Raw genomic sequence first — 25,764 nt, forward strand, 5'->3', positions numbered from 1 at the left:
GGAGGAGAGCACGTGCGCAGCTACGACCTGGCCGTCGTCGGTGGCGACGGGATCGGCCCGGACGTCACCGACGCCGCCCTGGCCGGTGTCCTGGCTGCGGCCGACCGGTTCGGCTTCGCGGTCCGGCCCACCCGGCTCGATCTCGGCGCCGAGCGCTACCTGCGCACCGGCACCGTGCTGGACGACGACGACGTCGCCACGCTGCGCCGGCACGACGCGATCCTGCTCGGCGCCGTCGGCGACCCGCGGGTGCCGCCGGGCGTGCTGGAGCAGGGCCTGGTGATCGCGCTGCGGGTCGCGCTGCGCCAGTCGGTCAACCTGCGCCCGGTCCGGCTCTACCCGGGCGTGACCAGCCCGGTCACCGGCGTCACCCCGGACAACTGCGACCTGGTGATCGTCCGGGAGAACACCGAGGGCCTCTACAGCGGCGGCGGCTCCACCTCGCACGCCGGGACCCCGCACGCCCTCGCCCTGCAGCACTCGGTGACCACCACCGCCGCCACCCGGGACGCGGTGGAGTTCGCGTTCCGGCTGGCCGCCGCCCGCCGCGGCAGGCTCACGCTGTGCCACAAGACGAACGTACTGGTGCACGCCGGCCGGCTGTGGTCCGGTGTGGTGGAGGAGGTCGCCGCGGACTTCCCCGGCGTCGAGCACGACTACGTGCACGCCGACGCGATGTGCCAGCACCTGCCGCTGGATCCCGGCCGGTTCGACGTCGTCGTCACCGACAACCTGTTCGGCGACATCATCAGCGACCTGGGCGCCACCGTGCAGGGCGGTCTCGGGCTGGCGGCGAGCGCCAACCACAACCCGCACGGCGACGCGCCGAGCATGTTCGAGCCGGTGCACGGCTCGGCGCCGGACATCGCCGGGACCGGCGGCGCGAACCCGGCCGCCGCCGCGCTGTCGGCGGCGATGTGCCTGGCCGGCCTCGGCGAGGCGGACGCCGCGCTGGCGCTGGAGGCGGCCACCGCGTCCGTGCTCGCCGAGCTGCCCGCCCTCGCCGGGCCGGCGATGGGCGCCGACACGGTCACGATCGGCGACCGGATCGCCGAGCGGGTCGGCACCGCCGCACCGGTCGGCGACCCGGCGACCTCGTTCGTGGCCGCGTTCGCCGGTCTCGCCCCGCGCCGGGCCGTCCCGGCGTGACCGGTGGCGACGCCGATCCCCGGGTGTTCCAGCGGGTGGTCGACCACGTCGAGCGGGCGATCGCCGGGGGCGAGCTCGCCCCCGGCGACCGGCTGCCCAGCGAGCGCGAGCTCGGCGAGCGGTTCGCGATCGCCCGCACCTCGGTCCGCGAGGCGCTGCGGGTGCTCGAGCACGCCGGACTGATCCGGTCCCGGCCGCGCGACCCGCGCGGGCCGCTGGTGCTGGCACCCTCCCCCGGCCCGGCCCGCCGCTCGATCGCCACCTTCACCAGCACCGGCGGGTTCGGGCTGGCCGAGCTCGTGCAGTTCCGGATGGTCGCCGACGCGTCCGCGAACCTGCTCGCCGCGCGCCGGCGCACCCCGGCCGACCTGGTCGCCCTGGAGCGCAACACGGCGCGGATGCGCGCCGCCATCGACGCCGGCTACGTCGAGTTCGGTCTCGCCGACCTGGAGTTCCACGAGATCATCGCCCGCGCCGCCGGGAACCGGCTGGTGCAGCTCTACGGCGACGTGACCCGGGAGGCCGTGCTCGGGCTGATCCAGCGCACCATCCTCGACGCCGACGACCGGCACACCCTGATGTTGCGGTCGGTGCGCCACCATCGCGCCGTATTCGCCGCGATCGCCGACCGGGACGGTCCGCTGGCGTCCCGGCTCGCCCGGGAAACCCTGTACGCCTACTACGCCGAGCACGTCGGCGACGACGACCGCGAGATCATGGCCGACCTGGTACGCGAGGTCGGCGGGCGGCTGCCGGACCGGCCCTGATCAGCCGTGCTCGGCCGGGTGTGCGGCGGCAACGGCCGCGAAGTCGGCGACCGAGAGCCGTTCGGCCCGGGTGGCCGGGTCGATCCCGGCGGCCCGCAGCGCCGCCTCGGCGGCCGCCGGGGAGCCGGCCCAGCCGGCGAGCGCGCCGCGCAGCGCCTTGCGCCGCTGCGCGAACGCGGCCTCGATCACCGCGAACGTCGCCGCCCGGCCGGCACCGGCCGGCGGATCCTGCCGGACGAACCCGAGCAGCCCCGAGTCGACGCCCGGGACCGGCCAGAACACCGCGCGCGGCACCGGACCGGCCCGGCGGGCGTCGGCGTACCAGGCGAGCTTCGCGCTCGGCGCGCCGTACTCCCTCGACCCGGGGCGGGCGGCGAGCCGGTCGGCGACCTCGGCCTGCACCATGACCAGTCCGCGCTCGATGCCGGGCAGCTCGGCGAGCAGGTGCAGCAGGACCGGGACGGCCACGTTGTACGGCAGGTTCGCGACGATCGCGGTCGGACCGGCCGCGCCGGGACCGGCGTCGGCGGCCAGCTCGGCGGCGCCGACCCGCAGCGCGTCCGCGGTGGTGACGGTGAGCCGGTCCGCGAGGCCGGGCGCCCGCTCGGCGACGGTCCCGGCGAGCACCCCGGCGAGCACCGGGTCGATCTCCACCGCGTGCACCCGGGCGACGGCGGGGAGCAGGGCCAGGGTGAGCGAGCCGAGGCCGGGCCCGACCTCCAGCACCACGTCGTCGGCGCCGACGCCGGCGACCTTCACGATCCGCCGGACCGTGTTGCCGTCGTGCACGAAGTTCTGGCCGAGCTTCTTGGTGGGGCGCAGGCCGAGCCGGTCGGCCAGCACCCGGACGTCGGCGGGGCCCAGCAGCCGGGCGGTCCCGTGGTCGCTCACCGGGCCATTGTCGCCGGGCGCCCGCGGCCCGGACGCGCCGGGGATCAGCGCAGGCCGAGCTTGCGGGAGCAGGCCGGCCAGGCCCCGTAGCCGCCGCGGTCGTCGAGCACCTTCTCGGCGATCGCGATCTGCTGCTCGCGGCTCGCCTTGTCGGCGGTCGGCGCGTAGGTGCCGCCGCCGTAGGCCTGCCACGTCTGCTTGTTGAACTGCAGACCGCCGTGGTAGCCGTTGCCGGTGTTGATCGACCAGTTGCCGCCGGACTCGCACTGGGCGAGCCGGTCCCAGGTCGCGCCGTTCGACACGGCGGGGGCGGCCGGGCTCTCCGGCGCCTCCTCGACCTCCTTCTTGGTGCCGACCTTGACCACCCGCGGCTTCGCCGGGGTGTCCTGACCGGCGCCGATCCGCTCCCGGGAGACCTCGTTGCCCTGGTCGTAGGTGACCCGCCAGATCACGCTGCGCTCACCCTCGGTGCCCGGGTCGACCACGGTGCGGGTGCCCTCCTCCAGGGTCGGGTCCGCCACCTCCTCCTCCGGGACGGGGAGCTTCAGCAGCTCGACGACCTGCGCGTCGATGATGTCGGCCGCGCTCGCCGGAGCCGCGACCGGGGCGAACGACGCGACCGACGGGGCGGTCTCCAGCGCCATCGCCGCGGTGCCGAGATCGGTCGCGCCGGCGGCCAGGTCGGCGCGCAGCGTCTGTGTGTCGGGCTCGGCCTGCGGCGCCATCACGGCCGCGGCGAGACCGCCGGTCGGCAGTGAGAACAGGGCCGCCGCGGCGACGGTGCGTACACCCGCCTTCGAGCGGCCGGTGGACCGGTGCCTGCCCTCGTACGCGGCTCCGGCCAGACCGGCGGGGGCGGCGATGGGAAGCGGACGCGTGACGTCGTCGTCGGACACACCGTCTCCGGACACACCAGCGTTGCGCTCGAACATGACTTCCCGGGTGACTCGGCTCTCCGGGCAGGGGGTGTGACCTGCGGAGACGACGGCCGGCGCGGTGCCGGGGAGCGGAACCGATGCTGGGGAGCGGACCGGCCGTCGCCCCGCGGGTCGGGGAGCTTTCCCATCCCGGTGGGTACGGCGCAGGACGTTAGCGGACCGTGACCCGCCCGCGGTGCACCCGACGCGCTTGCCGCGGCGAGCGGCTTGTGATCGACGGTGAGTGACGACCGGGCCGCCGGCGGGCTCGGCGGGCGGCGTTATTCGATTGCGCCCGTCCGGAAGATCCGTTCGGCGTTGCGCCGCGCCATCTCGGCGACGCGTGCTTCCGTCTCCCCGCGCGTCGCCGCCATCCCGCGGACCGTCCAGGGCAGCACGTAGGGCTCGTTCGCCCGCCCGCGGTGCGGGTGCGGGGTGAGGAACGGCGCGTCGGTCTCGACCAGGTACTGCCCGTCCGGGACGAGCGCCGCGGCGGCCCGCAGCTCGTCGTTGCGCGTGAAGGTGACCGGCCCGGCGAACGACAGGACGTAACCGGCGTCCACGCACTCGCGGGCCATCGCCGCGTCCCCGGAGAAGCAGTGGAACACCACGGTCTCCGGGGCGCCCTCCTCGCGCAGGATGCGCAGCACGTCGTCGTGCGCGTCCCGGTCGTGGATCATCAGCGGCTTGCCGGTGCGCTTGGCGAGCCCGATGTGCCAGCGGAACGCGTCCTGCTGGGCGGCCTGCGGCGAGTGGTCCCAGTAGTAGTCCAGACCGGTCTCGCCGATGCTGACCACCCGCTCGTCGGCGGCCAGCCGCTCGATCTCGGCCAGCTCGGCGGCCCGCACCGACGCGGTCCGGGTCGGGTGCAGCGCGACCGCGGCCCACACCCGCGGATCGGCGTGCGCGGCGCGCACCGCGAACCGGGCGCCGGCCAGGTCGTCGGCGATCGTCACGGCGCCGACGACGCCGACCGCCGCCGCCCGGTCCATGGCGGCGACGACGTCGGCGTCGGTCTCGCAGCCGCACGCGTCGAGATGGGTGTGGCTGTCGATCGTCGGTGCGGCGAGCGGCTCCGGCGGGTCCGGCCGGGGACGCCTGCCGTACGGCGGGTCCCCCTGCTCGCTCACTGCCCGATCGGGGCCCACTCCGGGCCCGTCTCCCCCAGCTCGGGCGCGAGCTTGGCGAAGATCGGCGACGGCTTGGCCAGCGGCCGCCCCACCTCGATCGGGGTGGATCCCCAGTGCGCCTGCTCTGCGGCGTAGTCGCCGGTCAGCACCGGGTACGACGGGCCGTCGCCGAGATCGTCGACCTCCGTGCGCTCCGGCTGCGCCGCCCAGGTCCCGCTGCCGCCCAGCGCCTCGTGCACCTGCTGCGCGGCGTGCGGCAGGAACGGGGTGAGCAGCGTGTTCGCGTCCTGCACGACCTGCAGCGCGGTGTGCAGGATCGTGTCCCGGCGCTCCGGGTCGTCGCGGCGCTTCCACGGCTCCTGGTCGGACAGGTACCGGTTGGCGGCGGTGACCACCCGCATCGCCTCGGAAGACGCCTGCTTGAACCGGTTGCGGGCGAGCAGGCCGCCGACCGTGTCGAACCCGGCCCGCGAGTAGGCGAGCAGGTCGGCGTCGGCCTGGGCGGGGGCGGCCGGCTTCGGGACGGCGCCCACGTTCTTGTGCGCCATCGAGATGGACCGGTTGACCAGGTTGCCCCACTCGTTGGCCAGCTCGAAGTTGATCCGGCGGACGAACTCGTCCCAGGTGAAGTCGACGTCGGTGTTCTCCGGGCCGGCGACGGCGATGTAGTAGCGCAGCGCGTCCGGCCCGAACTCGCGCAGGAAGTCGCCGACGTAGATGACGGTGCCGCGGCTGGTGGAGAACTTCGAGCCGCTCATCGTCAGGTACTCCGAGGAGACGACCTCGCTGGGCAGGTTCAGCGTGCCGTAGGTGCCGGGCTCGCCGCCGCGGTCGCCCTGGCCGTTCTGGCCGAGCAGGATGGCCGGCCACATCACCGAGTGGAAGGTGATGTTGTCCTTGCCCATGAAGTAGTACGCCTGGGCCGCCGGATCGGTCCACCACTGCTTCCAGGCGTCCGGGTCGCCGCTGCGCCGCGCCCACTCCACCGACGCGGACAGGTAGCCGATCACCGCGTCGAACCAGACGTAGATCTTCTTCATCGGGTTGTCCGACCAGCCGTCCAGCGGCACCGGGACACCCCACTCCAGGTCCCGGGTGATCGCGCGCGGCTTGAGGCCCTTGGCGAGGTTCGCCGAGAACCGCAGCACGTTCGGCCGCCAGTCGGTGCGGGTGGACAGCCACGAGCCCAGCGCGTCGGAGAACGCGGGCAGATCGAGGAAGAAGTGCTCGGTCTCGACGAACTTCGGCGTCTCGCCGTTGATCTTCGACCGCGGGTTCTTCAGGTCGGCCGGGTCGAGCTGGTTGCCGCAGTTGTCGCACTGGTCGCCGCGGGCCCCGTCGTAGCCGCAGATCGGGCAGGTGCCCTCGACGTAGCGGTCCGGCAGGGTGCGGCCGGTGGACGGGCTGATCGCGGCCAGCTGCGTCTTCGGGACGATGTAGCCGTTGCGGTACAGCGACGAGAAGATGTGCTGCACGACCTCGTAGTGGTTCGAGGTCGTGGTGCGGGTGAACAGGTCGTAGGACAGGCCGAGCCCCTGCAGGTCGGCGGTGATGACGTCGTTGTACTTGTCCGCCAGCTGCCGCGGGGTCAGTCCCTCGGCGTCGGCCTGCACCTGGATCGGGGTGCCGTGCTCGTCGGTGCCGGAGACCATCAGCACCCGGTCCCCCGCCATTCGCCGGTACCGGGCGAAGACGTCGGAGGGCACACCGAAGCCGGAGACGTGGCCGATGTGCCGGGGACCGTTGGCGTAGGGCCACGCCACGGCGGTCAGCACGGCATTACTCATGCTCCCCAGCCTATTCACCGCGGCCACCCGGTTGCCGGGCGGCACGTCCGCGGCGTCCGCGCGGACCCGTGATCGACCGGCCCGCGGCCCCGGCCGGTGCCATGATGGCTGTCATGGATGCTGCTGAGCGGGACCGCGACGCGTTGCTGGACGCGGGCCTGCAGCAGTGGGCGGACGGCGGCTGGGCGGCGGTCGACCCGGTGTCGGCGGCCCGCCGGGCGGGCGTCGGGAACGACTGCACCGGCGAGTTCGGCTCCGGCGTCGACCTGGCGTGTGCGGTGTTCGACCAGGTCGTCGACGAGCGCGCGGCCGCCACGCTCAGCGCGGTGGAGCAGGCCGAGCCGAACACGATGGCGAAGGTGCGGGCGGCGCTCGGGGCGTTCGTCGACAACATCGAGGACGACCCGCGACGGGTGATCGCGCTGGTCGACGCGATCGGCTGCCCGCCGCTGGTCGCGCGCCGGCGCAGCGCCAACCGGGGTTTCGCGGAGCTGATGGTGAGCGGCAACGCCGGGAGCCGGATCGAGCCGGACGACCTGCGGGTCGCCGGGCACTTCTGCCTCGGCGGGCTGACCGAGGTCATCCTGGCCTGGCTGGACCCGGAGAGCCCGGTGACCCGCGGGCAGGCCCTCGAGCACGGGGCCCGGCTCTACGAGTCCTGCCTGAGCACCCGCTGACCGGGCCCGGGCCTCAGACCTGCGCGGAGCCGTCGTCCCAGGTCAGGTGTAGGGCGCCGGCGGTGGTGCGCAGCTCGACGCGGAGCGTCTCCAGCCCGAGCACGCCGCCGGGTGCCTGGACCGGGAGCAGCCGGGACCCGACCGCCCGGAACACCTCGGCCCGCCGGTCGTCGGGGTGCACGACGAGCAGCTCCCGCACCCCGGCGGCGGCGTAGAACTCGATCTTCTCGTAGGTCTCGTCCCCGGGTGAACGGATCTCGACGACAGATCGGCGCCCTCGGCTCCGTCGTCGGTGCCGGGCGAGTGCCGGCCGGTGCCGATCACCCGCAGGTCCGCGGGCAGCAGGCCCGCGTTCCACAGCCGCAGCAGGCCCGGGAAGAGCTTGCGCCGCGCGAGATCGCCGGTGGCACCGAAGATCACGAAGACGTGCGGGGGCAGAGCCATGATCGGCGCATGACCCGGACCGGGGCGGAGTGAACCTCCGCCGGGCGGCGGGCGCGGCGTATCGTTGCACCGTGAACGTGGATGTGACGCCGCTCCCCGGCATCGGGGTGCGCAAGGAGATCGAGCTGCGCGGCGGCCGCCGGGTCGGCGTCATCACCCACCGGGACGGCCGGATCGAGCTGATCCTGTCCCGGGCCGACGACCCGGACGCCTGCCTCGCCGAGCTCCCGCTCACCACCGAGGAGGCGGGTGCGCTGGCGAACCTGCTGGGCGCCCCGCAGCTGGTCAACCAGCTCAACGACGAGCACCGCGACCTGCCCGGGATCACCACCCGCAAGCTGCCGATCCGGACCAACAGCCCCTACGACGGCCGTCCGCTCGGCGACACCGCGCTGCGCACCCGCACCCAGGTGTCGGTGGTGGCCGTGATGCGGGCCGGGCAGGTGTGCCCGTCGCCCACCCCGGACTTCGTGCTCGTCGCCGGGGACATCGTGATCGCCGTCGGGGAGGCGGACAAGCTCGACCATGCCGCCGACGTGCTGGCCCGCGGCTGACCCTTGGACCACACCGCGCTCGAACTGCTCGAACTCGGCGCCGTCTTCTTCGGCCTCGGCCTCCTCGGCAGGCTCGCCCACCGGATCGGGCTGTCCCCGATCCCGCTGTACCTCGTCGGCGGGCTCGCCTTCGGCACCGGCGGCATCCTCCCGCTCGGCGACATCGGCGACTTCACCTCGCTGGCCGGCGAGGTCGGCGTCGTACTGCTGCTGTTGCTGCTCGGCCTGGAGTACTCGGCGGCCGAGCTGGTCACCGGGCTGCGCCGGTCCTGGCTCGCCGGGGTCGTGGACATCGTGCTCAACGCGGCGCCCGGCGTGGCGGTCGCGCTGATCCTCGGCTGGGGCCCGGTCGGGGCGATGGTGCTCGGCGGCGTCACCTACATCTCGTCGTCCGGGATCGTCGCCAAGGTGCTGTCCGACCTGGGCAGGCTGGGCAACCGGGAGACCCCGGTGGTGCTGTCCGTGCTGGTCTTCGAGGACCTCGTCATGGCCCTCTACCTGCCGATCCTCACCGCGCTGCTGCTCGGGGTCACGCTGTGGGGCGGGATCGGTGCGGTCGGGATCTCGGTCGCCGTGATCTCGGTGGTGCTGCTCGTCGCGCTGCGCTACGGCCGCTGGGTCTCCGCCGTCGTCGACTCCGACGACCAGGAGGTCTTCCTGCTCAAGGTGCTCGGCGCGGCGCTGCTGCTCGCCGGGTTCGCGCAGGCGATGCAGGTCTCGGCGGCGGTCGGCGCTTTCCTGCTCGGGATCGCGATCTCCGGTTCCACCGCGGAGAACGCCGCCCGGCTGCTGGAACCGCTGCGGGACCTGTTCGCCGCGGTCTTCTTCGTCGTGTTCGGGCTGTCCACCGATCCGGCGTCGATCCCGCCGGTCCTCGGCTGGGCGCTGGTGCTGGTCGTGACCAGCACCGTCACCAAGTTCGCGACCGGCTGGTGGGCCGCGCGGCGGGCCCGGATCGGGCGGATGGGCCGGGCCCGCGCCGGCGCGGCGCTGGTCGCCCGGGGCGAGTTCTCGATCGTCATCGCCGGGCTGGCCGTCGGGTACGCCGCGGTGCCCGACGAGCTCGCCGCGCTGGCCACCGGGTACGTGCTGATCATGGCGATGGTGGGGCCGATCCTGGCCCGCTACATCGAGCCGGTGGTGCGATTGCTGCCGGACCGGCCCGCCGTCCCGATCTGATCCGGCCGGTCGCCCGTGGCCCGGGGTGCGGTCCACGTCCCGGACGGCTGCGCACCGCGTCGGACCGCGCACCCCCAGCACCGGACCGCACCACCTCCGAGGGTTGCGGCAACGAGCGCGGGGTGCGGCAACGGGTATGCGGCGCGACGGGGCGGGCGACCCCGCCAGTCAGTCGTCGCGGGTGGCGAGGGTCGCGTTGTACAGCTCCCGCTTGGGCACCCCGGCCGCCTCGGCGACGGCCGCGACGGCGTCCTTCAGTCGCTCGCCGTCGTCCACCCGCTCCCGGACGGCGTCGACCAGCGACCCCACCGGCGGCGCGTCGGGCGCCTCGGCCCCGGCCAGCACGATGGTCACCTCACCGAGCACGTCCCCGCTCGCCGCCCAGCCGGCCAGCGCCGCGAGGGTGCCGCGCTGCACCTGCTCGTAGGTCTTGGTCAGCTCCCGGCACACCGCGGCCCGCCGGTCCGGCCCGAGCACCTCGACGGCCGCGGCCAGCAGGTCCGCGGTGCGCCGCGGCGACTCGAAGAACACCACGGCCCGGCGCTCGTCGCGCAGCGTCTCCAGCCAGCGGCGCCGCTCCCCCGGCCGGCGCGGCGGGAAACCCTCGAAGCAGAACCGCTCGGCGGGCAGCCCGGACAGCACCAGCGCCGTCGTCACCGCGGACGGGCCGGGCAGACAGGTCACCGGCAGGTCCTCGGCGGCGGCCGCGGCGACCAGTCGGTAGCCGGGATCGGACACGGCGGGCATCCCGGCGTCCGACACGACCAGCACGGTCGCCCCGTCCCGAACGGCGGCCAGCAGGCCGGGCACCCGCTCGCCCTCCACCGCGTCGTAGTGACTGACGACCTTCCCCGTGTAGGTGACCCCGAGGGCCGCGGCGAGCGTGCGGAACCGACGGGTGTCCTCGGCCGCGATCACGTCCGCGGTGCCGATCAGCTCCCGCAGCCGCACCGAGGCGTCCCGGGGGTCGCCCAGCGGTGTGGCGGCCAGGACCAGGACACCGGGAGCAGCGGTCGATGCGGGCACCGCACCACCCTACGATCGGGCCCCGTGGCCACCTCGACCGCCGACCCCGGGAGCCGGGTCGCGGGAGCGGCCCCCGAACCGGGGCTGACGCCCCGCGGCACGCCCCCACCCCTGCGCCGCGCCGATCCCGGTCCGGCCGCGCGGCTCGGCGCACCACCACCGGCCGACCGGCTGCGCGGCTGGCTGGTCACCGCCGGGGTCGTGCTGCTCGCCGCGCTGCTGCGGTTCTACGAGCTGGGCGAGCCCACCGACCGCGGCACCCCGGTGTTCGACGAGAAGCACTACGTCCCGCAGGCGTGGGAGATGGTCCGCAACGGCGGGGTGGAGAACAATCCCGGCTACGAGAAGATCGTCCATCCGCCGCTGGGCAAACAGCTGATCGCGCTGGGCCAGATGGCGTTCGGCTACGACGGCGTCGGCTGGCGGGTGGCGGCCGCGCTGGCCGGGGTGCTGACCGTGCTGCTGGTGGTGCGGGCCGGGCGCCGGCTCACCCGGTCGTCGGCGCTCGGCGGGCTGGCCGGTCTGCTGCTCATCGCCGACGGCCTGTCCCACGTGCAGTCCCGGATGGGGATGCTGGACGTGTTCGCCGCACTGTTCGTGGTCGCCGGGTTCGCCGCGCTGCTCTGCGACCGGGACGACGTGCGGGCCCGGATGGCCCGGGTGGTGGCGCAGGGCCGGGTCGGGGACACCCCGTTCGGGCCGCGCTGGGGGGTGCGCTGGTGGCGGCTCACCGCAGGCGTCTGCCTCGGGCTGGCCTGCGCGGTGAAGTGGAGCGGCTCCTACTACGTCGCCGCGTTCGGCGTGCTCTGCGTACTGTGGGACGTGTCGCTGCGGCGCCGCGCCGGGGTGGCCCGGCCGTGGGCGGGGACCGTGGTGCGCGACCTCGCCCCGGCGCTGTGGGCGCTGGCCCTGGTCCCGGTGGTCACCTACATCGCGTCCTGGTGGGCCTGGTTCGGCAGCGAGACCGGGATCGACCGGCACCAGGTGGGCCGCGAGATCGGCACCGGCGGCCCGTTCGCCTGGGTGCCGGACGCGCTGCGCTCGCTCTGGTACTACCACGGTCAGGCGCTGGCGTTCCACGAGAACCTGACGACCGGCAGCGCCGGGCAGCATCCGTGGGAGTCCAAGCCGTGGACGTGGCCGATGGGGCTGCGGCCGATGCTCTACCGCTACTCCGACGAGGCGATCGGCTGCGGTGCCGCCGAGTGCGTCTCGGCGGTGATGCTGATCGGCACCCCCGCGTTGTGGTGGGCGTCGATCCCGGTGCTGCTGTGGGGCCTGTGGCGGGCGGTCACCCGGGTGGACTGGCGCTGGACGGCCGTGCTGGTCGGCTACGGCGCCGGGTTCCTGCCGTGGTTCCTGAACCTGGACCGGCAGATGTACTACTTCTACATGATGCCGGTGGCACCGTTCCTGGTGCTGGCGGCGACCCTCGCGATGGGCCAGTTGCTCGGGCACGTCGGCCAGCCCGAACGACGGCGCCGGACCGGCCTGCTGGTCGTCTCGGCCTGGCTGGCGCTGGTCCTGGTCAACTTCGTGTGGCTGTGGCCGATCCTGGTCGGCGACCCGATCACCCCGGAGCACTGGCAGGCGCAGCTCTGGCTGCCCTCGTGGCGCTGAACCCACCTGCGCCGGACGGGTGAACCGGGTCACGGCGCGGAACCGGGCTGCGCCGGGAGGCGACTCCTCGCGGGTGACACCCGTACCTCCCCCGGTCCGCAGGGTCGCCCTCGCCCTGCCCGTCGTACTGCTCGCGCTGCTGCTCGGCGCCGTCCCCGCCTGGGCGCACACCGAGCTGGAGTCCAGCACCCCCGCCGCGGACGCCGAGCTGGCGCAGGCGCCGACGGAGATCACCCTGACCTTCTCCGAGAACGTCCCGCCGGTCACCGCCGAGATCACCGTGCGCGGCCCGGACGGCACCGACCACGTCGCGGGCCCCGCCACCGGCGACACCGGCACCCTCACCGTGCCGCTGCAGCCGCTCGGCCCGGCGGGCGTCTACACCGTCGAGTACCGGGTCGTGTCCGACGACGGCCATCCGGTCTCCGGCACCGTGCCGTTCACCCTGACGCAGCCCGGACCGGCCGCCGCCGCGGCGAGCACCCCGCCCGCGACCTCCGCCGCCCCGCCCGCCGATCCGGCGACCCCGGCCCCGGCGGCGGCCGCCGGCGACACCGGGGACGGCGCACCGGTCTGGCCGTGGGTGCTGCTCGCCGTCGTGGTGCTCGGTGGCGGGGTGGCGGTCGCGCTGCGCCGCCGTCCCGGCTGACCGGCGATCGTCGACGTCATGACCGGCAGCACCCGGCGCGGCGACGCCGGAGCGGCGGTCGTCGCGGGCTGGTGCGCCGTCGCGTTCGGTGCGGCGGTCGTCGCGGCCGGGCTGACCGGCGGCATCGGCCCGGAGTCGGTACCGCTCGATCTCGCCGCGACCCTGACCCGGGCCGCCGCCGACCTGGCCGCGCTGCTGGTCGCCGGGGCCGCCCTGGCGATGCTGCTGGCCCCGGGCCGGGTGCCCGGCGCGGACCGGGTGCTGATCGTCGCGGTGCCGGCCTGGGCGGCGGTGCTGCTGGTGGAGGCGCTGGTCCGGGCCGCGATCATGGTCGGGGTGCCGCCTGCCGCGGTGCGCCCGGCCGACGTCGCCGGCTACCTGACCGGCCCGGCCGCGGGGACCGGCCTGGCCCTGGCCGGGACGGCCACCGTGCTGCTGCTCGGCTGCGTCGCCGGACGCCCGGCGGGCACCGGCCACGGCCCGGGCCCTGCGGTGCTGGTGCTCCTCGTCGCGATCGCCGGGGCCGCCGCACCCGCGGCGCTCGGGCACGCCGCCGCCTCGGCGAACGCCGCGATCGCGGTCCCCGGCGTGGTGCTGCACGTGACGGCGGCGCTGCTGTGGATCGGCGGGCTCGGCGCGGTGCTGCTGCTGTCCCGCGATCCTGCGCTGCTGGCGGTGGCGCTGCCCCGGTTCTCCCGGCTGGCCGGGTGGAGTGTCCTGGTGCTGGCGGTGTCCGGGCTGCTCGCCGCGACGGCGCGGCTGGGCTCGCCCGCCGAGCTGGTCGGCGGCGCGTACGGCGGGCTGCTGCTGGCGAAGATCGTGCTGCTGGCCGGTGCCGCCGCGCTCGGCGGCCTCACCCGGCGACGGCTGCGCAGCGGACGGGTGCCGGTGCTCGCCTGGGCCGGGATCGAGATCGTGCTGCTGGTCGCCGCGGTCGGCGCCGCGGCGACGCTCAGCCACACCGGCTGACCGGCGTCAGGTCCCCGGCGCGCCGGGACGTGCCGCCGGACCAGCAGCGACGCCCCGGCCAGGGTCGCGGCGGCCAGCAGCAGGAGCAGGAACCCGTGCCCGGCCGCGCCGACCAGGACCCGGCGACGAGTGCCGCGGTGAACGCACCGGCCCGGGCCGACCGTGCCCGCCGCGCCGACCCCGGTGGCCCGGATGCCGGCCGGGTAGATGTGGCTCGCCAGGGTGTAGAGCACGGTCTGCAGCCCGGCGAAGCAGCCGCCGTGCAGCACGATCTGCGCGACGAAGGTGATCCCGGTGGTCCCGTCGACCGGCGGGACGAGCAGCAGCCAGCCCGCGGACAGCGCGGCGCCCGCGGCGAGCGCGAGCATGACCGGCCGGGAGCCGATCCGGCCGATGAGCACCCCGCGCACCGGGATGGGTCCGCTGGTCTCGGCGGCGCACCGCCGCCGGGTCGAGGACCACCTGCGGGCCGGTCGGGCCGAGGGCACCACCGTGGTCGCCGGCGGCGGCCGTCCCGACGACCTGGACCCGGCGCTGCGGAACGGGAACTTCCTCGAACCGACGGTGCTGGTCGGCGCCGACCGGTCGGCGCGGGTGGTGCAGGAGGAGATCTTCGGCCCGGTGCTGGTCGTGCTCCCCTGACGGACGTCGACGACCTGGTGGAGCAGGCCAACGGCAGCCGCTACGGCCTCGCGGCCGGGGTGTGGACCGGCGACGTCGGGTCCGCGCACCGGCTCGCCCGGCGGCTGCGGGCCGGCACGGTGTGGATCAACACCTACCACCGGACCGACGCCACCGCCCCGTTCGGCGGCGTGCGCCAGTCCGGCTGGGGCCGGGAACTCGGCCGGGCGGCCCTGCACGAGTACACCGAGACCAAGACGGTCTGGGTGGACCTCGGCTAGCTGTGATGTCCAGGGAGGACGCGACCGGCGCCGGAGCCGAAGCCCAGCCAGGTGTGCCGGTTGTTCCACCAGCACCAGCCGATCTTCGGTGCGTCCTTCCGGTCGCGGCCGTCCCGCCCGGTCCCGCCGGAGATCCAGACGGCCGGGGTGCGGGCGTCGAACCGGCCGGACGGCTTCCGCAGCCGGGAGCCGATCGTCATGAAGCAGAAGTTGCGCTCCAGCACCTCGGGCACCTGCAGCACCCACTGGACGCCCTCGGTGAGCAGCATCGGGGTCCGCCCCTCGGCGGCGAACCGGGCGTCCGCCTCGGCGGGCGAGGCGTTCGTCAGATGGTCGCCGCGGTCCGGATCGGTGAGCAGCCAGACAGCGGCGTCGGGCAACCCGACGACCGGGGTGAAGTCGTCGACGTCGGTCATGTCCTCGACCACGAACCCGGGCCGGTCGGCGCGGCGCAGCAGCGGCGCGAGCTCCGAGGGCCGCGCTCCGCCGACGACGAGCAGGCCCGGCCGGTTCGGCAGCGCCGCGGCCTCCTTCCGCAGCGCGTCCGGGTCGAGCGGGCCGGTCGCGCCGAGCGCGATCAGCCGCTCGGCCTGCTCGGTGACGGACGGCAGGGCGGGTGCGGGCACGCGGGGACCTCCGGGGCCGGGTGACGGGGCGCAGGCTCAACGCCGGTCCGGGACGGGTTGTTCCCCCTGGACCGCGACGGCCGGCGTCAGAGCCAGCGCTCCACCCCACCGTTGCCCGAGCAGGTCCCCGACCGGTTCTGGCTGAAGCGGCAACTGCCGTTCTTGCACTTCGCGGTCGCGCCGGGCGGGAGGCTCGCGGCGTCGGTCGGCCGCGGCACGCAGTTGCCCGCGGAGTTCACGTAGTGCGTCGAGAAGTTGCAGGCCGGCCCCGGCGCGGGAGCCGGCGCGGCGGGGCGGGGCGCCCGGGGCCTGTGGGGCGGGGCGCTGCGGCGGGGCCTGCGGGGCGGGTACCGCCCGGAGCTGCGCCTGCTGTTCGGCCCGGGCGCGCTGCTCCTGCTCGGCCCACTCCTGCTCGATCGCTCGCGCATCGATCGCCTCCGCGGTGGCGGTTGCAGGCCGCTCGTCCGCCGCCGGATCGGCCGGGGACATGCCCACGGCGAGCACGAACAACACCGGCGCCGCGACGAGGGCGGTCAACGCCCGGCCCCGGTGGGGAACACGCCCGCCCCTGCTCCGCCACGCTGCGATCGCGGCCGCAGAACAGGACCGCCGACGCGGACAGGACGCCGAACGCCACAGTCGCCGGGAACGGGAGCGAGGCCGCTGCGAGCACCAGGAGGACGATGCCCGCCGTGGCGGGCATCGTCGTGCTTCCGCGGTGCACCCACCACGAGCAGCCGCTCGGTCGGGGAGTCGTCGTACCAGCCGGAGTGCAGGTGCCCGTTCACGTGCGTCGCCACCGTTTCGTCGAGTTACGCAACGTGTCCGGTGCGGCACTCACCACATCGACATTGGCGTTACGTCCGTTCCTGACGGCCTCACTGTTACCGCGGGTAGTCACCCCGCCTGCGGAGCGATCTCTCGGCCCGGTCGCGCCGACCGACCGGGCCGCGGGTGGATCTAGTCACTCCCAGGGTCACCGCTATGCCGGGGGTGTCGAACTCGACGTACTGGGAACCGAAGCTCCGGCCGATCGCGAGCCCGGCCCCGTCGTAGAACGCCTTCGTCGTGCGGACGTCGGACACGCCCAGCAACAGCACGACCTGGGCGACCCGTCCGGTGGCCTCTGTGGTGTTCGTCTTCTCCGGCGACGAGGCGAGCGTCCAGACCGTGCCGTCCGGCGCGCGCACCGAGCCGCCGTACTCGCGCGCTCGCCACATCGTCCGATTCGATGATCACCGAATTGATCCCCGTCACGGTGCTGGTACCCGTCGCACGTCACCCCGTTCGTCGGTTCTCCTGCGGTGACGGCGACGCTAGGTGGGCCACGACGACCCGTGCTTCACGATTCGTGACCGGTTCGTGCTGCTCCTGGCCGAGGCACGCTCGCGCCGGGCCACGGAGCGACACCGGTCGAGCATCTGGGGTGACCCCGCCGGCCGGACACCGACCGCTTCTTCCACGAGCTGTAGATCGATGAGGAGGGCCGGGTTGCCCGCTACGAGCTGACCGGGCCGTTCGAGGCCCTACTCGAGCGCCGTGGCGGCCGGATCAGGACGGACGGGCCGGACGACCGGTCGGACAGAGGAGCCGGTCCGGATGACGCAGGACACCCCGACCGGTGCACGCACGACAACGCCCCGATCTCTGCTGGAGATCGGGGCGTGTATGGGAGTTGGTGGTGGAGCTGAGGGGAATCGAACCCCTGACCTTCTCGATGCGAACGAGACGCGCTACCAACTGCGCTACAGCCCCGCGGCCCGCCCTCACGGGCTGACCTGGAGAACACTAACAGACCCCTATTCGCCCGCTGCACGCCGGTGCAGAGTCAGCTCCCCGAGCACGTCCGGCTCCTCCTCGGCGTCCACGTCGACCAGCGACGTGCCGTCCGGAACCGGCGGCGGCGGGGCCGCGGCCAGCCGCGGGAGCGACGACTCGTGCTCGGTGCAGGCCGGGCCGTCGACGGTGCGCCGGCGGGCCGGGAGGACCCCGAGCGGCTGCCCGGTCCCGCGCACCCGGGTGGGTTCGCCGTCGTCGGCGGTCCAGTCGGTGTCGTCCTCGGCGGCCTCGGACTGCTGGCCGGTGGTGGCCTCGCCCCGGTGCTCGTCGGCTCGGTACTCGTCGGCTCGGTACTCGTCGGCTCGGTACTCGTCGGCTCGGTACTCGTCGTCGGTGGTGGAACGGTGCGACTCGTCGGCGGTGGCCGGCCGGGGTGCGGCGAGCCGGGCCGCCCGGCGGGCCCGGATCGCCTCCTCGATCCGGACCTGGCGGCGCAGGTAGGTCAGGTAGCCGACCAGGCCGGCCCCGAGCACGCCGGCGACCCACCAGAACACGGTGGACACCAGCAGTGCGGTCGCGCCGGCGGCGACCAGCAGCACGAGCAGGGCGAGCACGACGCGCTGACGGAACGCGTACTTGGCGTGCGCGGCCGCCGCGGCGGCCTCGGGATCGAACCCGCCGCGGCCGGGCCGGTACCGGGACGAGGGCCGATTGTGGTCCGCGTCGTCCGGATACCCGGTTCCGTCCGGTTCGAGCATCTCGTCGTGATCGGTGTCGGCATCGTCGCCGCCGAACCGATCCTCGACGCGATCGGTGTCATCCGGGTCACCCGGGTGACCGCCGTGACCGACGGCGGCCGGCTCTGCGGTCCGGGGGTCGCGCTCCCGGTCCGCGGCACGGCCGCCGTGCACGCCGGTCTCCGCGGCGTCGTCGGTGACGTCGCCCGGATCTCCGTACGGGGCGTCGTACGGGTCGTGCCCGGCGCGATCGTCGTACCCGGTCCCGAGGTGGTCGTCCTCCAGGCCGTGCACGCGACCGTCGTCGTCGATCTCCGCGTCGAGTCCCTCGTCGTAGTCGTCGTAGTTCTCGTGACCGCCGTCACGGCGGTCGGCGAGCGGGCCGGGAACATCGTCCCGGCTCTGCACCGGCTCGCCCACGGTGCTCGGACCGGATCGCTCCATCACCAGTACCTCCGGGTATCGATGCCGCATCGGGCGTTCCAGCACCCGACCGGACAGCAGCGCCGGACTGAGCCGGGCCACCTCCTGCTGACGACGGGCGACGGTCGGCACCAGGATGAGCAGCCACAGCACGACCAGACCCACGAAGATCAGAGAGCTGGGCACGGGCTGCCTCCTCCCCGACCGGCGCAGTCCACCCGATGGCCGGGCCCCGATCCCGTCCACCGACGATCACCGTAATCGGCGAACGGTCCCGGCCCCGGCCGCGACGCGCCGTGGTCCCCCGGACGGACGGCACGACGTGAGGGACGAGCGGTACTCCAGTGACTCCGGAGGGTGACCGATCAGACGCGGGACGCCCGGCCGTCCCGGATCAGCTTCGCCGCGAAACCGCCGACCGGGCGCTCCTCGGCGGTCAGGGCGTAGGCGTAGTGGTCCCGCCAGCCGCCGTCGACGTCGAGATAGCGCAGCAGCAGCCCCTCGCGCCGGAAGCCGAGCTTGCACAGCACGGCGATGCTGGCCGCGTTCTCCGGCCGGACGGTCGCCTCCACCCGGTGCAGCCGGACCGGCCCGAAACAGTGGTCGAGCACCATCGCCACCGCCGCTGTCGTGATCCCCCGGCGGGCGAACCGGGAGTCGCACCAGTAACCGACGTAGGCCGAGAGCAGCGGCTCGCGCACGATGTTGCCGACCATCACGTGACCGGCCAGCGCGCCGTCGACGACGATCGCGAACGGCAGCGACAGGCCCCGGCGGGCCGCCGCGCGCAGCAGGTACCAGCGCCCCGGCCACTCGACGGCCGAGTTCCGGCGCGCCCAGCCGCCGTGCGTGGTGGGCTCCCAGGGGCGCAGGTACGCCTCGTCGCGCAGCCGGATCCGGGCCCACTCGCCGCCGTCGCGCAACCGCACCGGGCGCAGCCGGACCTCGTGGTCGCGCACCCGCAGCGGGCCGAGCCGGGCTGGCCAGCCGGGGTGGCTGCCGGGAGGCTCCGGCACCGCCGTGGGGGGCACCGGCTCAGCCGCGGCCGCGGGGCACGAGCTCGACCTGCTCCCCCACCGTCAGCTCGGTGACGTCCTCCGGGACGACGGCCAGCGCGTTGACCTCGGCGAGCACGGCGAGCAGGTGGTTGCCCGATCCGCCGAGCGGCTGGGCGAGCAGCTCCCCGCCGGCGTCGTCGCGCAGCAGCCTGGCCGGGACGTAGGACCGTCGCCCGGCCGGCGAGACCAGCGGCGAGGTCAGCCGCGCGGTCCAGGTGCGGCGGCGCGCCTCCTGGCCCAGCGCGAGCCGGACCAGCGGCCGGACGAACACCTCGAACAGCACCAGCGCGGTCGCCGGGTGCGGCGGGAACAGGAACACCGGCACCGCGTCCTGACCGAGCCTGCCGTAGCCCTGCGCGGATCCCGGGTGCACCGCGATCCGGGTGTCGTCGATCCCGCCGAGATCGGCGAGCGCGCTGCGCGCCTCGGCGGCGGCGTTGCCGCCACCGGCGCCGCACACCACGATGATCTCGCTCGCGGGCAGCAGGTCCTCGACCGCGCCGCGGATCTCGGCGCCGCTGCCGCCGACCATCCGGGCCCGGTTCGTCTCCGCGCCGGCCTCCCGGGCCGCCGCGGTGAGCGCGTGCGAGCAGACGTCGGCGACCTGACCGGACGACGCCGACCGGCTCACCTCGACCAGCTCGTCGCCGACCGACACGATCGACACCCGTGGCCGCGGGTGCACCAGCAGCTTGTCCCGCCCGGCGGCGGCCAGCATCGCGACCTGGGCGGAGCCGACGACGTCACCCTCGCGGACGGCGACGTCACCGGACTGCACGTCCTCGCCCACCCGGCGGACGAACCCGGCCGACGGCACCCCGCGACGCACGGTCAGCCTGGCCGCACCTGCATCGGTCCAGGCGACGGGTGCGACGGCGTCGGCGAGGGTGGGCAGCGGCGCCCCGGCCGCGACCCGGACGGCCTGGCCGGGCTGCAGCCGCAGCGGCTGCCGGGACCCGGCGGCGATCTCGCCGACCACCGGGACCGTCACCGGGCTCGCCTCTGTCGCTCCGGCCACGTCGACGCTGCGCACCGCGTAGCCGTCGATCGCGGCCTGGTCGAACACCGGGAGCGGACGCCCGGTCACGACCTCCTCGGCGCTGCGCAGTCCCTGCGCGTCGGCGATCGCGACCCGCACCGGGGCGGGCCGCACGGCCACGTCCAGGATCCGGGTGAGGTGTTCCTCGACCGTGCGCACTCGGCTCAGTCCTTCAGCCGGTCGGCCAGCCAGCCGCGCAGGCTCTCGCCGTACTCCGGGTGCGCCAGCATGAAGTCGACGTAGGCACGCGCGTACCCGGCAGGGTTGCCCAGGTCGTGCCGCCCGCCGCGGTGTACGACCACGTGCACCGGGTGCCGCTCCGAGATCAGCAGGGCGACGGCGTCGGTCAGCTGCAGCTCGCCGCCCGCGCCGGGGGTGATCCGATCGAGCGCGTCGAACACGGCGCGGTCCAGCAGGTAGCGGCCGGCCGCGGCGAAAGTGGAGGGTGCCTCGTCGGCCGAGGGCTTCTCGACCATGCCGTGCACCCGCTTGACGTCGTCGTCGGCGGTCTCGGAGACCTCGAACACGCCGTACGCGGAGATCTCCGAGCGCGGCACCTCGACCGCGCACAGCACGCTGCCGCCGTGCTCGGCCCGGACCGCCGCCATCGTGGCCAGCACCCCGGTGGGCAGGACCAGGTCGTCGGGCAGCAGCACGGCGACGGCCTGCTCGTCGTCGGCCAGCGCCGGGCCGGCCTGCGCGACGGCGTGCCCGAGCCCCTTGGGTTCGTGCTGGTACACCGACTCGACCTCAAGCAGCCCGGGAGCGCGGCGGACCCGTTCGGCCAGCTCGCTCTTGCCGCGCCCCTCCAGAGTCTTGACCAGCTCGTCGTCCTCGCGGAAGTACGCGGCGACCGAGTCCTTGCCCGGTGAGGTGACGATCAGCAGCCGCTCGGCCCCCGCCTGCGCCGCCTCGGCGGCGACGAGCTCGATTCCCGGGGTGTCGACGACGGGGAGCAGCTCCTTCGGCACCGCCTTCGTGGTCGGCAGGAACCGCGTTCCGAGGCCGGCCGCGGGGACCACGGCGGTGCGGAACGCCCCGGCCGTACTGGTGGTCTGCGCGCTCATGGTCGGCGAGCCTAGCCACAGCCCTACCCTGGGGCCGTGACGGCTCGCGCGGAGACAACCGACGGATCGTCCCCTGATCAGGGCGGGCGACCCGGTGACGGCAAGCGGACGCTGCGACGCGGCCTGCTGGCCGCACGCACCGGGCGGCCACCCGGGGAGCGGGCGGCGGCGACCGCGGCGCTGAGCCGGCATGTGATCTCGCTCGCATCGGACACGCCCGGGCCGGTGCATTGCTATCTGCCGATCGGCGGCGAGCCGGGCGCCGCGGCCGGCGCGGTGCCGGCACTGCCGGACGTGCTGCTCGACGCCGGGCACGACGTCGTCGTACCGGTCGTGCCCGTCGAGCCCGGTCCGCTGGACTGGGCCCGCTACACCGGTCCGGACGGGCTGGTCGACGGCCTGTTCGGGACCCGGCAGCCGGCCGGGCCGCTGCTCGGCACGGCCGCGGTGGCCACCGCGGGGCTGGTCCTGGTCCCGGCGCTGGCCGTGGACCGGAGCGGGCGGCGGCTCGGTCGCGGCGGCGGCTACTACGACCGCACGCTGCCGCTGGTGGCCGCCGGCGCGGCGGTCGCGGTGCTGCTGCACGACGGCGAGCTGCTCGACGCGGTCCCGGCCGAGCCGCACGACGTCACCGTCGGGCTCGTCGTGCTCCCCGGCGACGGAGTGGTGCACGTCTCGTCCGGCCGCTGATCCTCGCCGGACGGACGGGTCGGAGTCCCGGCGGGCGCGGAGTATGCTGGCACTCGCAGTCCCGGAGTGCCAAACCGTCGTCCCGGAGGAAGTCGTGCCGACCTACCAGTACGCATGCACAGCGTGTGACCACCGCTTCGAGGCGGTCCAGGCGTTCTCCGACGACGCCCTCACCGAGTGCCCGAACTGCGCCGGCAAGCTGCGCAAGGTCTTCTCCTCGGTCGGCATCGTGTTCAAGGGCAGCGGCTTCTACCGGACCGACTCGCGCTCGGGCTCCGTGACCGGCAACGGTTCGTCGGACTCGTCGTCCGACTCCTCCTCGTCGGCCGCGTCGTCCGGCTCGTCGGAGAAGTCGTCGTCGTCCTCCGCGGACTCGTCGTCCTCCTCGTCCTCCTCGTCCTCCTCCTCGTCGTCCTCCTCGTCGTCCTCCTCATCCTCGTCTTCGTCGTCGAAGTCGGAGAGCTCCTCCTCATCCTCCTCCGCGAAAGCCGCCGCCACCTCCTGATCCGGGGAGTTGTCCACAGGCGGTTCCGGTTGTCCACAGGACCGGAATCCGCCCGCCGACCACGCACCACCCGCCCTACCGTCGATCCATGACCGGAACCGGAGGGCGGACGGATGGACGACGATCGGCGGTCCCGCGGGCCCTGGGACAGGGTGCTGCCGGGGATCGCGCACGGCCCGTCCTGGGCGCGGGCGCTGGTGCTGCGCCGGGCACTGGCGATGCTGCTGGCGCTCGCCGCGCTCGTGGTGGCGCTGCTCCCCGACCCGGCCGACGAGCGGGTCCCCGTCCTGGTCGCCGCACGTGATCTCGCGGCGGGCGGCCCGATCGGGCCGGCCGACGTCGCGGTGGCCGGGTGGCCGCCTGCGCTGGCCCCGGGCGGGGTGCTGCGGACCGCCGCCGAGGCGGACGGCCGGGTCGCGGCCGGCCCGGTCCGGGCCGGCGAGCCGATCACCGACCTGCGCCTGATCGGTCCCGGCCTGGCCGCGCGGACCGGCGGCCCGGGCGCCTCCGCGGTACCGGTGCGCCCGGCCGATCCGGCGGTCGCCGGGCTCCTCACGCCGGGCTCCCGGGTCGACGTGATCGCCGGCGGCCCGGAGGGGCCCCGGGTGCTGGCGGCCCGGGCCGGCGTCGTCGCGGTGCTGCCGGACACCCCGTCCGGGCCGGGCGCCGCAGCCGGGCCCGGTCCGCTGGTACTGGTCGCGCTGCCCGAGGCCGAGGCCACCGCGGTCGCCGCGGCGACCCTGGCCGGGGAGGTCACGGTGACCCTGCGATGAGCGGCGCCGGGCGGGCGTCCGGCGATGCAACCGGCCTGGCCGGTGCGGCGGCCCGCTGGGGTCCGGTCAGTACGGGCGGGACACCAGCCCGGTGCCGTGCGCGCCCGCGTAGGCGGCCCGGGCCGGTGGCTCCCATCCCCGCAGCAGCTCCTCGTCGACCGCGTAGACGGCCACCCCGATCGGGCGGCACACCTCGATCGGGTCCCGGGCGCCCGGCCCCCACATCGGGATCGACAGGTCCCCGCCGGGGCAGCTGGACAGCGCGGCGAGCAGGTCCACCTCGGCGAACAGCTCGATGTGGTCACCGACCCGGGCCGGGCAGGCCTTCATGAAGTACTCGTCGCGCTCGTTCAGCCCGGTGCACTGGAACACGTTGAGCACGTCGTGCACGTCGAACTCGGTCAGCCCGTACGGGGCGACCGCCCGCACCAGGTTCGAGTGGCAGTGGAAGTCGAAGTCGGCGCCGGTCAGCATCCGGTTCACGTACGGATCGCAGCGGGAGCCGAGAGTGTCGTGCACCCGCCCGCCGTCGTCGTCGACGCCGTAGGACTCCAGCGTGTCGGCGACGATCGTCGCCAGCGGCCGCAGGTAGGGCAGCGTCGACCACAGCCGGTCGAACCGGGTGACGTGCGCGGCGTGCAGCTGACGGGTGCGGGCCGCCCAGAACCGTTCCCGCGGGTTGTCGCGGTGCCACAGGTTGAGATCGCCGACCTGCGGCCCGTCCACGGTGTAGAGCCGCATCACGTGCCCCGCCGGGACGGTCCAGGCCCGGCCGGAGCGGATCGGGATCTCGAACTCCTCGACGAGAGTGCGCCGGGCGGTGTCGGTCCCGATCGCGCCGTAGCGGTCGCGGTCGACGTGCAGCGGCGAGCCCGGCCCGCCCTGGTAGGCCGCGTCCGTCGGTCCCGTCGTGCTCATCGTGCTCAGCCTCCGTGGTGCGGCGGGCGGTTCTCGGTGAACCAGCGGTCCGGGTCGCGGTCGTCGCGCTCCTCGGCGGAGCCGCCGTCGGAGCGCTCGTCGGAGGTGCCGACGGGGTCGTCGCCGAAGATGTCCTCGATCCGCCTGCGCAGCCGGTCCGCTGGTTCGGTCATGGCGTCCATGGTGCCGTGCGGGGAGATGTCGATCCCGTTGCAGGGGGCCGTGGCGTGCCGTCACGGCCCCCTCGGGCCGTCTCGCGGTGCCACCATGGACGCGACCGTGACGCAACACGCCCGCGACCGTTGCGGGCCCGACGAGGAGGGGAGGCTGACATGGGGTTCCTGGACAAGGCCCGCGAGGCGGCGGAGAGCGCGCTGGAGAAGGCCGCGCCGCACCTGGAGAAGGCGAAGGAGAAGGCCGGACCGCACCTGGAGAAGGCCCGGGAGAAGGCCGGACCGCTGGTCGGGAAGGCCGCCGAGCGGGTCGACCAGGCCACCGGCGGCAAGTACACCGAGCAGATCGACGGTGTGAAGGGCAAGGTCGAGGAGGCGCTCCGGCACGATTCCGGGACCGCCCCCGGGGCCGGCACGCACACCGACGGGGTCCCGCCGGTGCCGCCCGCACCGCCGGGAGGTGACGTGCTCAAGCCCGACGGCAACCCGGCCGCGTCCCAGCCGCCCGCCTCGGACGACCGGAAGGACGGCGGCGTCCCGCCGGCTCCGCCGCCTCCCGCGAGCTGATCCGAGCGAGCGACGGGCCCTGCGCGGGGTGATCCCGCCGGGGCCCGTTCGGGTCCGGGGGGCGGGTCGGGCCGCACCTCGGCAGGGCACGTAGTGCGACGCGGCGCGGCCTGCTGAGCCGCGCGGCGGTGCGCAGCGTGCCCGTCGCACCCCTTGGCCCGCCGAGATGCAGATCAGCGGGAATTATCGATCTTCACAGCCCGCTCAGCTGCATCTCGGTGAGTGGGGGGTGCGACGCGCCGGGCTCAGGCGTCCAGGCCGGACAACTCCGAGATGACGTGCGGCACGAGCGGGGTGAGGGTGGCCATGCCGTCGCGCACCGCGGCGCGGGAGGCGGCCAGGTTCACCACCAGCGTGCTGCCGGAGACGCCGACGACGCCGCGGGACACCCCGGCGTCGACCGCTCCCGCGGCCAGGCCGGAGGCGCGGATCGCCTCGGCGATGCCCGGCACCGGCCGGTCGAGGACACCGGTCGTCGCGTCCGGGGTGACGTCGCGCGGCGAGACGCCGGTCCCGCCCACCGTCACCACGAGGTCGACGCCGCCGATCACGGCGGTGTTCAGCGCGCTGCGGATGGCCACGACGTCGCCGGGGGCGCTCACCACGCCGTCGACGACGAAGTTCGCCTCCTCCAGCAACTCGGTCACCAGCGGCCCGGTGGCGTCGGACCGCTCACCGGCACTCACCCGGTCGTCGACGATCACCACGAGGGCACGACCGATCTGCGGATCCGACATCTCCATCCCGT

Annotated in this window: 30 protein-coding genes, 1 tRNA gene and 2 pseudogenes; 14 read left to right on the top strand and 19 right to left on the bottom strand. The window is 74.9% G+C overall.

The window, feature by feature from the left end:
- The first annotated feature begins 12 nt into the window (after positions 1-12).
- Positions 13-1,149, top strand: coding sequence for a 3-isopropylmalate dehydrogenase (locus ABZ881_RS10415; protein ID WP_358483506.1), 1,137 nt, complete (start codon positions 13-15; stop codon positions 1,147-1,149).
- On the top strand, positions 1,146-1,916 hold the full coding sequence (locus ABZ881_RS10420; protein WP_344026750.1) for an FCD domain-containing protein: 771 nt from the start codon (positions 1,146-1,148) through the stop codon (positions 1,914-1,916). Before ABZ881_RS10415 ends, ABZ881_RS10420 begins: the two co-directional genes overlap by 4 nt.
- Here ABZ881_RS10420 and rsmA read toward each other — a convergent pair whose 3' ends face one another.
- From rsmA to metG, 4 genes are all read right to left on the bottom strand, one after another.
- A complete protein-coding gene (gene rsmA / locus ABZ881_RS10425) occupies positions 1,917-2,807 on the bottom strand; it encodes a 16S rRNA (adenine(1518)-N(6)/adenine(1519)-N(6))-dimethyltransferase RsmA (protein WP_358483508.1) in 891 nt (296 codons plus the stop codon).
- Positions 2,808-2,851: 44 nt separating this feature from the next.
- Positions 2,852-3,703 (bottom strand): resuscitation-promoting factor, encoded by an 852-nt coding sequence (locus ABZ881_RS10430; protein ID WP_358483511.1) that lies wholly within the window; start codon positions 3,701-3,703, stop codon positions 2,852-2,854.
- 302 nt (positions 3,704-4,005) lie between these two features.
- Positions 4,006-4,779 (bottom strand): TatD family hydrolase, encoded by a 774-nt coding sequence (locus ABZ881_RS10435; protein ID WP_358483584.1) that lies wholly within the window; start codon positions 4,777-4,779, stop codon positions 4,006-4,008.
- A 71-nt stretch (positions 4,780-4,850) separates the two neighbouring features.
- Positions 4,851-6,641, bottom strand: coding sequence for a methionine--tRNA ligase (gene metG, locus ABZ881_RS10440; RefSeq protein WP_358483512.1), 1,791 nt, complete (start codon positions 6,639-6,641; stop codon positions 4,851-4,853).
- A 113-nt stretch (positions 6,642-6,754) separates the two neighbouring features.
- Between metG and ABZ881_RS10445 the strand changes: the two genes are divergently transcribed.
- A complete protein-coding gene (locus tag ABZ881_RS10445; RefSeq protein ID WP_358483515.1) occupies positions 6,755-7,318 on the top strand; it encodes a TetR/AcrR family transcriptional regulator in 564 nt (187 codons plus the stop codon).
- A 13-nt stretch (positions 7,319-7,331) separates the two neighbouring features.
- Here the strand turns inward: ABZ881_RS10445 and ABZ881_RS10450 are convergent, their stop codons facing one another.
- Entirely contained in the window at positions 7,332-7,676 is a 345-nt protein-coding gene (locus tag ABZ881_RS10450; RefSeq protein ID WP_358483516.1) for a Uma2 family endonuclease, read from the bottom strand.
- Positions 7,637-7,762 (bottom strand): annotated as a pseudogene (locus tag ABZ881_RS10455) (hypothetical protein); the annotation flags it as partial. The gene ABZ881_RS10450 and the pseudogene ABZ881_RS10455, both read right to left, overlap by 40 nt.
- Before the next feature lie 71 nt (positions 7,763-7,833).
- Between ABZ881_RS10455 and ABZ881_RS10460 the strand changes: the two are divergent.
- Entirely contained in the window at positions 7,834-8,316 is a 483-nt protein-coding gene (locus tag ABZ881_RS10460) for a cation:proton antiporter regulatory subunit (RefSeq protein WP_358483518.1), read from the top strand.
- A gap of 3 nt (positions 8,317-8,319) precedes the next feature.
- Entirely contained in the window at positions 8,320-9,495 is a 1,176-nt protein-coding gene (locus ABZ881_RS10465) for a cation:proton antiporter (RefSeq protein ID WP_358483519.1), read from the top strand.
- Between the two features lie 168 nt (positions 9,496-9,663).
- On the opposite strand, the gene rsmI is transcribed toward ABZ881_RS10465, so the two are convergent.
- On the bottom strand, positions 9,664-10,521 hold the full coding sequence (gene rsmI, locus ABZ881_RS10470) for a 16S rRNA (cytidine(1402)-2'-O)-methyltransferase (protein ID WP_358483520.1): 858 nt from the start codon (positions 10,519-10,521) through the stop codon (positions 9,664-9,666).
- 84 nt (positions 10,522-10,605) lie between these two features.
- On the opposite strand from rsmI, the gene ABZ881_RS10475 reads away from it, so the two are divergent.
- From ABZ881_RS10475 to ABZ881_RS10495, 5 genes are all read left to right on the top strand, one after another.
- Positions 10,606-12,141: a phospholipid carrier-dependent glycosyltransferase gene (locus ABZ881_RS10475; protein ID WP_358483585.1), complete on the top strand. Its 1,536-nt coding sequence runs from the start codon at positions 10,606-10,608 to the stop codon at positions 12,139-12,141.
- A 73-nt stretch (positions 12,142-12,214) separates the two neighbouring features.
- Positions 12,215-12,790 (top strand): copper resistance CopC family protein, encoded by a 576-nt coding sequence (locus ABZ881_RS10480; RefSeq protein WP_358483522.1) that lies wholly within the window; start codon positions 12,215-12,217, stop codon positions 12,788-12,790.
- 18 nt (positions 12,791-12,808) lie between these two features.
- Entirely contained in the window at positions 12,809-13,759 is a 951-nt protein-coding gene (locus ABZ881_RS10485; protein WP_358483524.1) for a CopD family protein, read from the top strand.
- Between the two features lie 294 nt (positions 13,760-14,053).
- Complete coding sequence (locus ABZ881_RS10490; RefSeq protein WP_358483526.1) at positions 14,054-14,401, top strand: aldehyde dehydrogenase family protein; 348 nt, start codon at positions 14,054-14,056, stop codon at positions 14,399-14,401.
- A gap of 17 nt (positions 14,402-14,418) precedes the next feature.
- Complete coding sequence (locus ABZ881_RS10495) at positions 14,419-14,661, top strand: aldehyde dehydrogenase family protein (RefSeq protein ID WP_358483528.1); 243 nt, start codon at positions 14,419-14,421, stop codon at positions 14,659-14,661.
- On the opposite strand, the gene ABZ881_RS10500 is transcribed toward ABZ881_RS10495, so the two are convergent.
- The 8 genes from ABZ881_RS10500 to ABZ881_RS10535 all read right to left on the bottom strand — a co-directional run bounded on the left by ABZ881_RS10500 (position 14,658) and on the right by ABZ881_RS10535 (position 21,390).
- Complete coding sequence (locus ABZ881_RS10500; protein WP_358483529.1) at positions 14,658-15,287, bottom strand: DUF5701 family protein; 630 nt, start codon at positions 15,285-15,287, stop codon at positions 14,658-14,660. The two genes, ABZ881_RS10495 and ABZ881_RS10500, sit on opposite strands and share 4 nt — an antisense overlap.
- Before the next feature lie 86 nt (positions 15,288-15,373).
- Entirely contained in the window at positions 15,374-15,715 is a 342-nt protein-coding gene (locus ABZ881_RS10505; protein ID WP_358483531.1) for a DUF3761 domain-containing protein, read from the bottom strand.
- 456 nt (positions 15,716-16,171) lie between these two features.
- Positions 16,172-16,507, bottom strand: a complete 336-nt coding sequence (locus tag ABZ881_RS10510; protein WP_358483533.1) for a hypothetical protein — start codon at positions 16,505-16,507, stop codon at positions 16,172-16,174.
- Between the two features lie 459 nt (positions 16,508-16,966).
- Positions 16,967-17,042, bottom strand: a tRNA-Ala gene (locus ABZ881_RS10515).
- A 44-nt stretch (positions 17,043-17,086) separates the two neighbouring features.
- Complete coding sequence (glpR, locus tag ABZ881_RS10520) at positions 17,087-18,472, bottom strand: gephyrin-like molybdotransferase receptor GlpR (RefSeq protein WP_358483535.1); 1,386 nt, start codon at positions 18,470-18,472, stop codon at positions 17,087-17,089.
- Positions 18,473-18,591: 119 nt separating this feature from the next.
- Complete coding sequence (locus ABZ881_RS10525; RefSeq protein WP_358483537.1) at positions 18,592-19,242, bottom strand: GNAT family protein; 651 nt, start codon at positions 19,240-19,242, stop codon at positions 18,592-18,594.
- Between the two features lie 19 nt (positions 19,243-19,261).
- Entirely contained in the window at positions 19,262-20,482 is a 1,221-nt protein-coding gene (gene glp / locus ABZ881_RS10530; RefSeq protein WP_358483539.1) for a gephyrin-like molybdotransferase Glp, read from the bottom strand.
- Between the two features lie 5 nt (positions 20,483-20,487).
- The gene (locus tag ABZ881_RS10535; protein WP_358483540.1) at positions 20,488-21,390 is read right to left on the bottom strand and encodes a UTP--glucose-1-phosphate uridylyltransferase; all 903 of its coding nucleotides are present in this window, start codon (positions 21,388-21,390) and stop codon (positions 20,488-20,490) included.
- A 36-nt stretch (positions 21,391-21,426) separates the two neighbouring features.
- Between ABZ881_RS10535 and ABZ881_RS10540 the strand changes: the two genes are divergently transcribed.
- Both ABZ881_RS10540 and ABZ881_RS10545 read left to right on the top strand, forming a co-directional pair.
- Complete coding sequence (locus tag ABZ881_RS10540; RefSeq protein WP_358483541.1) at positions 21,427-22,080, top strand: 5-formyltetrahydrofolate cyclo-ligase; 654 nt, start codon at positions 21,427-21,429, stop codon at positions 22,078-22,080.
- 43 nt (positions 22,081-22,123) lie between these two features.
- Positions 22,124-22,315 (top strand): annotated as a pseudogene (locus ABZ881_RS10545) (FmdB family zinc ribbon protein); the annotation flags it as partial.
- 14 nt (positions 22,316-22,329) lie between these two features.
- On the opposite strand, the gene ABZ881_RS10550 reads toward ABZ881_RS10545, so the two are convergent.
- Positions 22,330-22,602: a hypothetical protein gene (locus ABZ881_RS10550; protein ID WP_358483588.1), complete on the bottom strand. Its 273-nt coding sequence runs from the start codon at positions 22,600-22,602 to the stop codon at positions 22,330-22,332.
- Between the two features lie 96 nt (positions 22,603-22,698).
- On the opposite strand from ABZ881_RS10550, the gene cpaB reads away from it, so the two are divergent.
- Entirely contained in the window at positions 22,699-23,358 is a 660-nt protein-coding gene (gene cpaB, locus ABZ881_RS10555; protein ID WP_358483543.1) for a Flp pilus assembly protein CpaB, read from the top strand.
- A gap of 66 nt (positions 23,359-23,424) precedes the next feature.
- On the opposite strand, the gene ABZ881_RS10560 is transcribed toward cpaB, so the two are convergent.
- Both ABZ881_RS10560 and ABZ881_RS10565 read right to left on the bottom strand, forming a co-directional pair.
- Positions 23,425-24,276: a DUF1989 domain-containing protein gene (locus ABZ881_RS10560; RefSeq protein ID WP_358483544.1), complete on the bottom strand. Its 852-nt coding sequence runs from the start codon at positions 24,274-24,276 to the stop codon at positions 23,425-23,427.
- Between the two features lie 5 nt (positions 24,277-24,281).
- The gene (locus ABZ881_RS10565) at positions 24,282-24,449 is read right to left on the bottom strand and encodes a hypothetical protein (protein WP_344026818.1); all 168 of its coding nucleotides are present in this window, start codon (positions 24,447-24,449) and stop codon (positions 24,282-24,284) included.
- 159 nt (positions 24,450-24,608) lie between these two features.
- On the opposite strand from ABZ881_RS10565, the gene ABZ881_RS10570 reads away from it, so the two are divergent.
- Positions 24,609-25,016: an antitoxin gene (locus tag ABZ881_RS10570; protein ID WP_358483546.1), complete on the top strand. Its 408-nt coding sequence runs from the start codon at positions 24,609-24,611 to the stop codon at positions 25,014-25,016.
- 245 nt (positions 25,017-25,261) lie between these two features.
- On the opposite strand, the gene ABZ881_RS10575 is transcribed toward ABZ881_RS10570, so the two are convergent.
- A complete protein-coding gene (locus ABZ881_RS10575; RefSeq protein ID WP_344018067.1) occupies positions 25,262-25,759 on the bottom strand; it encodes a MogA/MoaB family molybdenum cofactor biosynthesis protein in 498 nt (165 codons plus the stop codon).
- Between the last annotated feature and the right edge of the window lie 5 nt (positions 25,760-25,764).

The sequence above is a fragment of the Pseudonocardia sp. NPDC046786 genome (assembly GCF_040645415.1).
In the GTDB taxonomy this organism is placed as follows: domain Bacteria; phylum Actinomycetota; class Actinomycetes; order Mycobacteriales; family Pseudonocardiaceae; genus Pseudonocardia; species Pseudonocardia kongjuensis.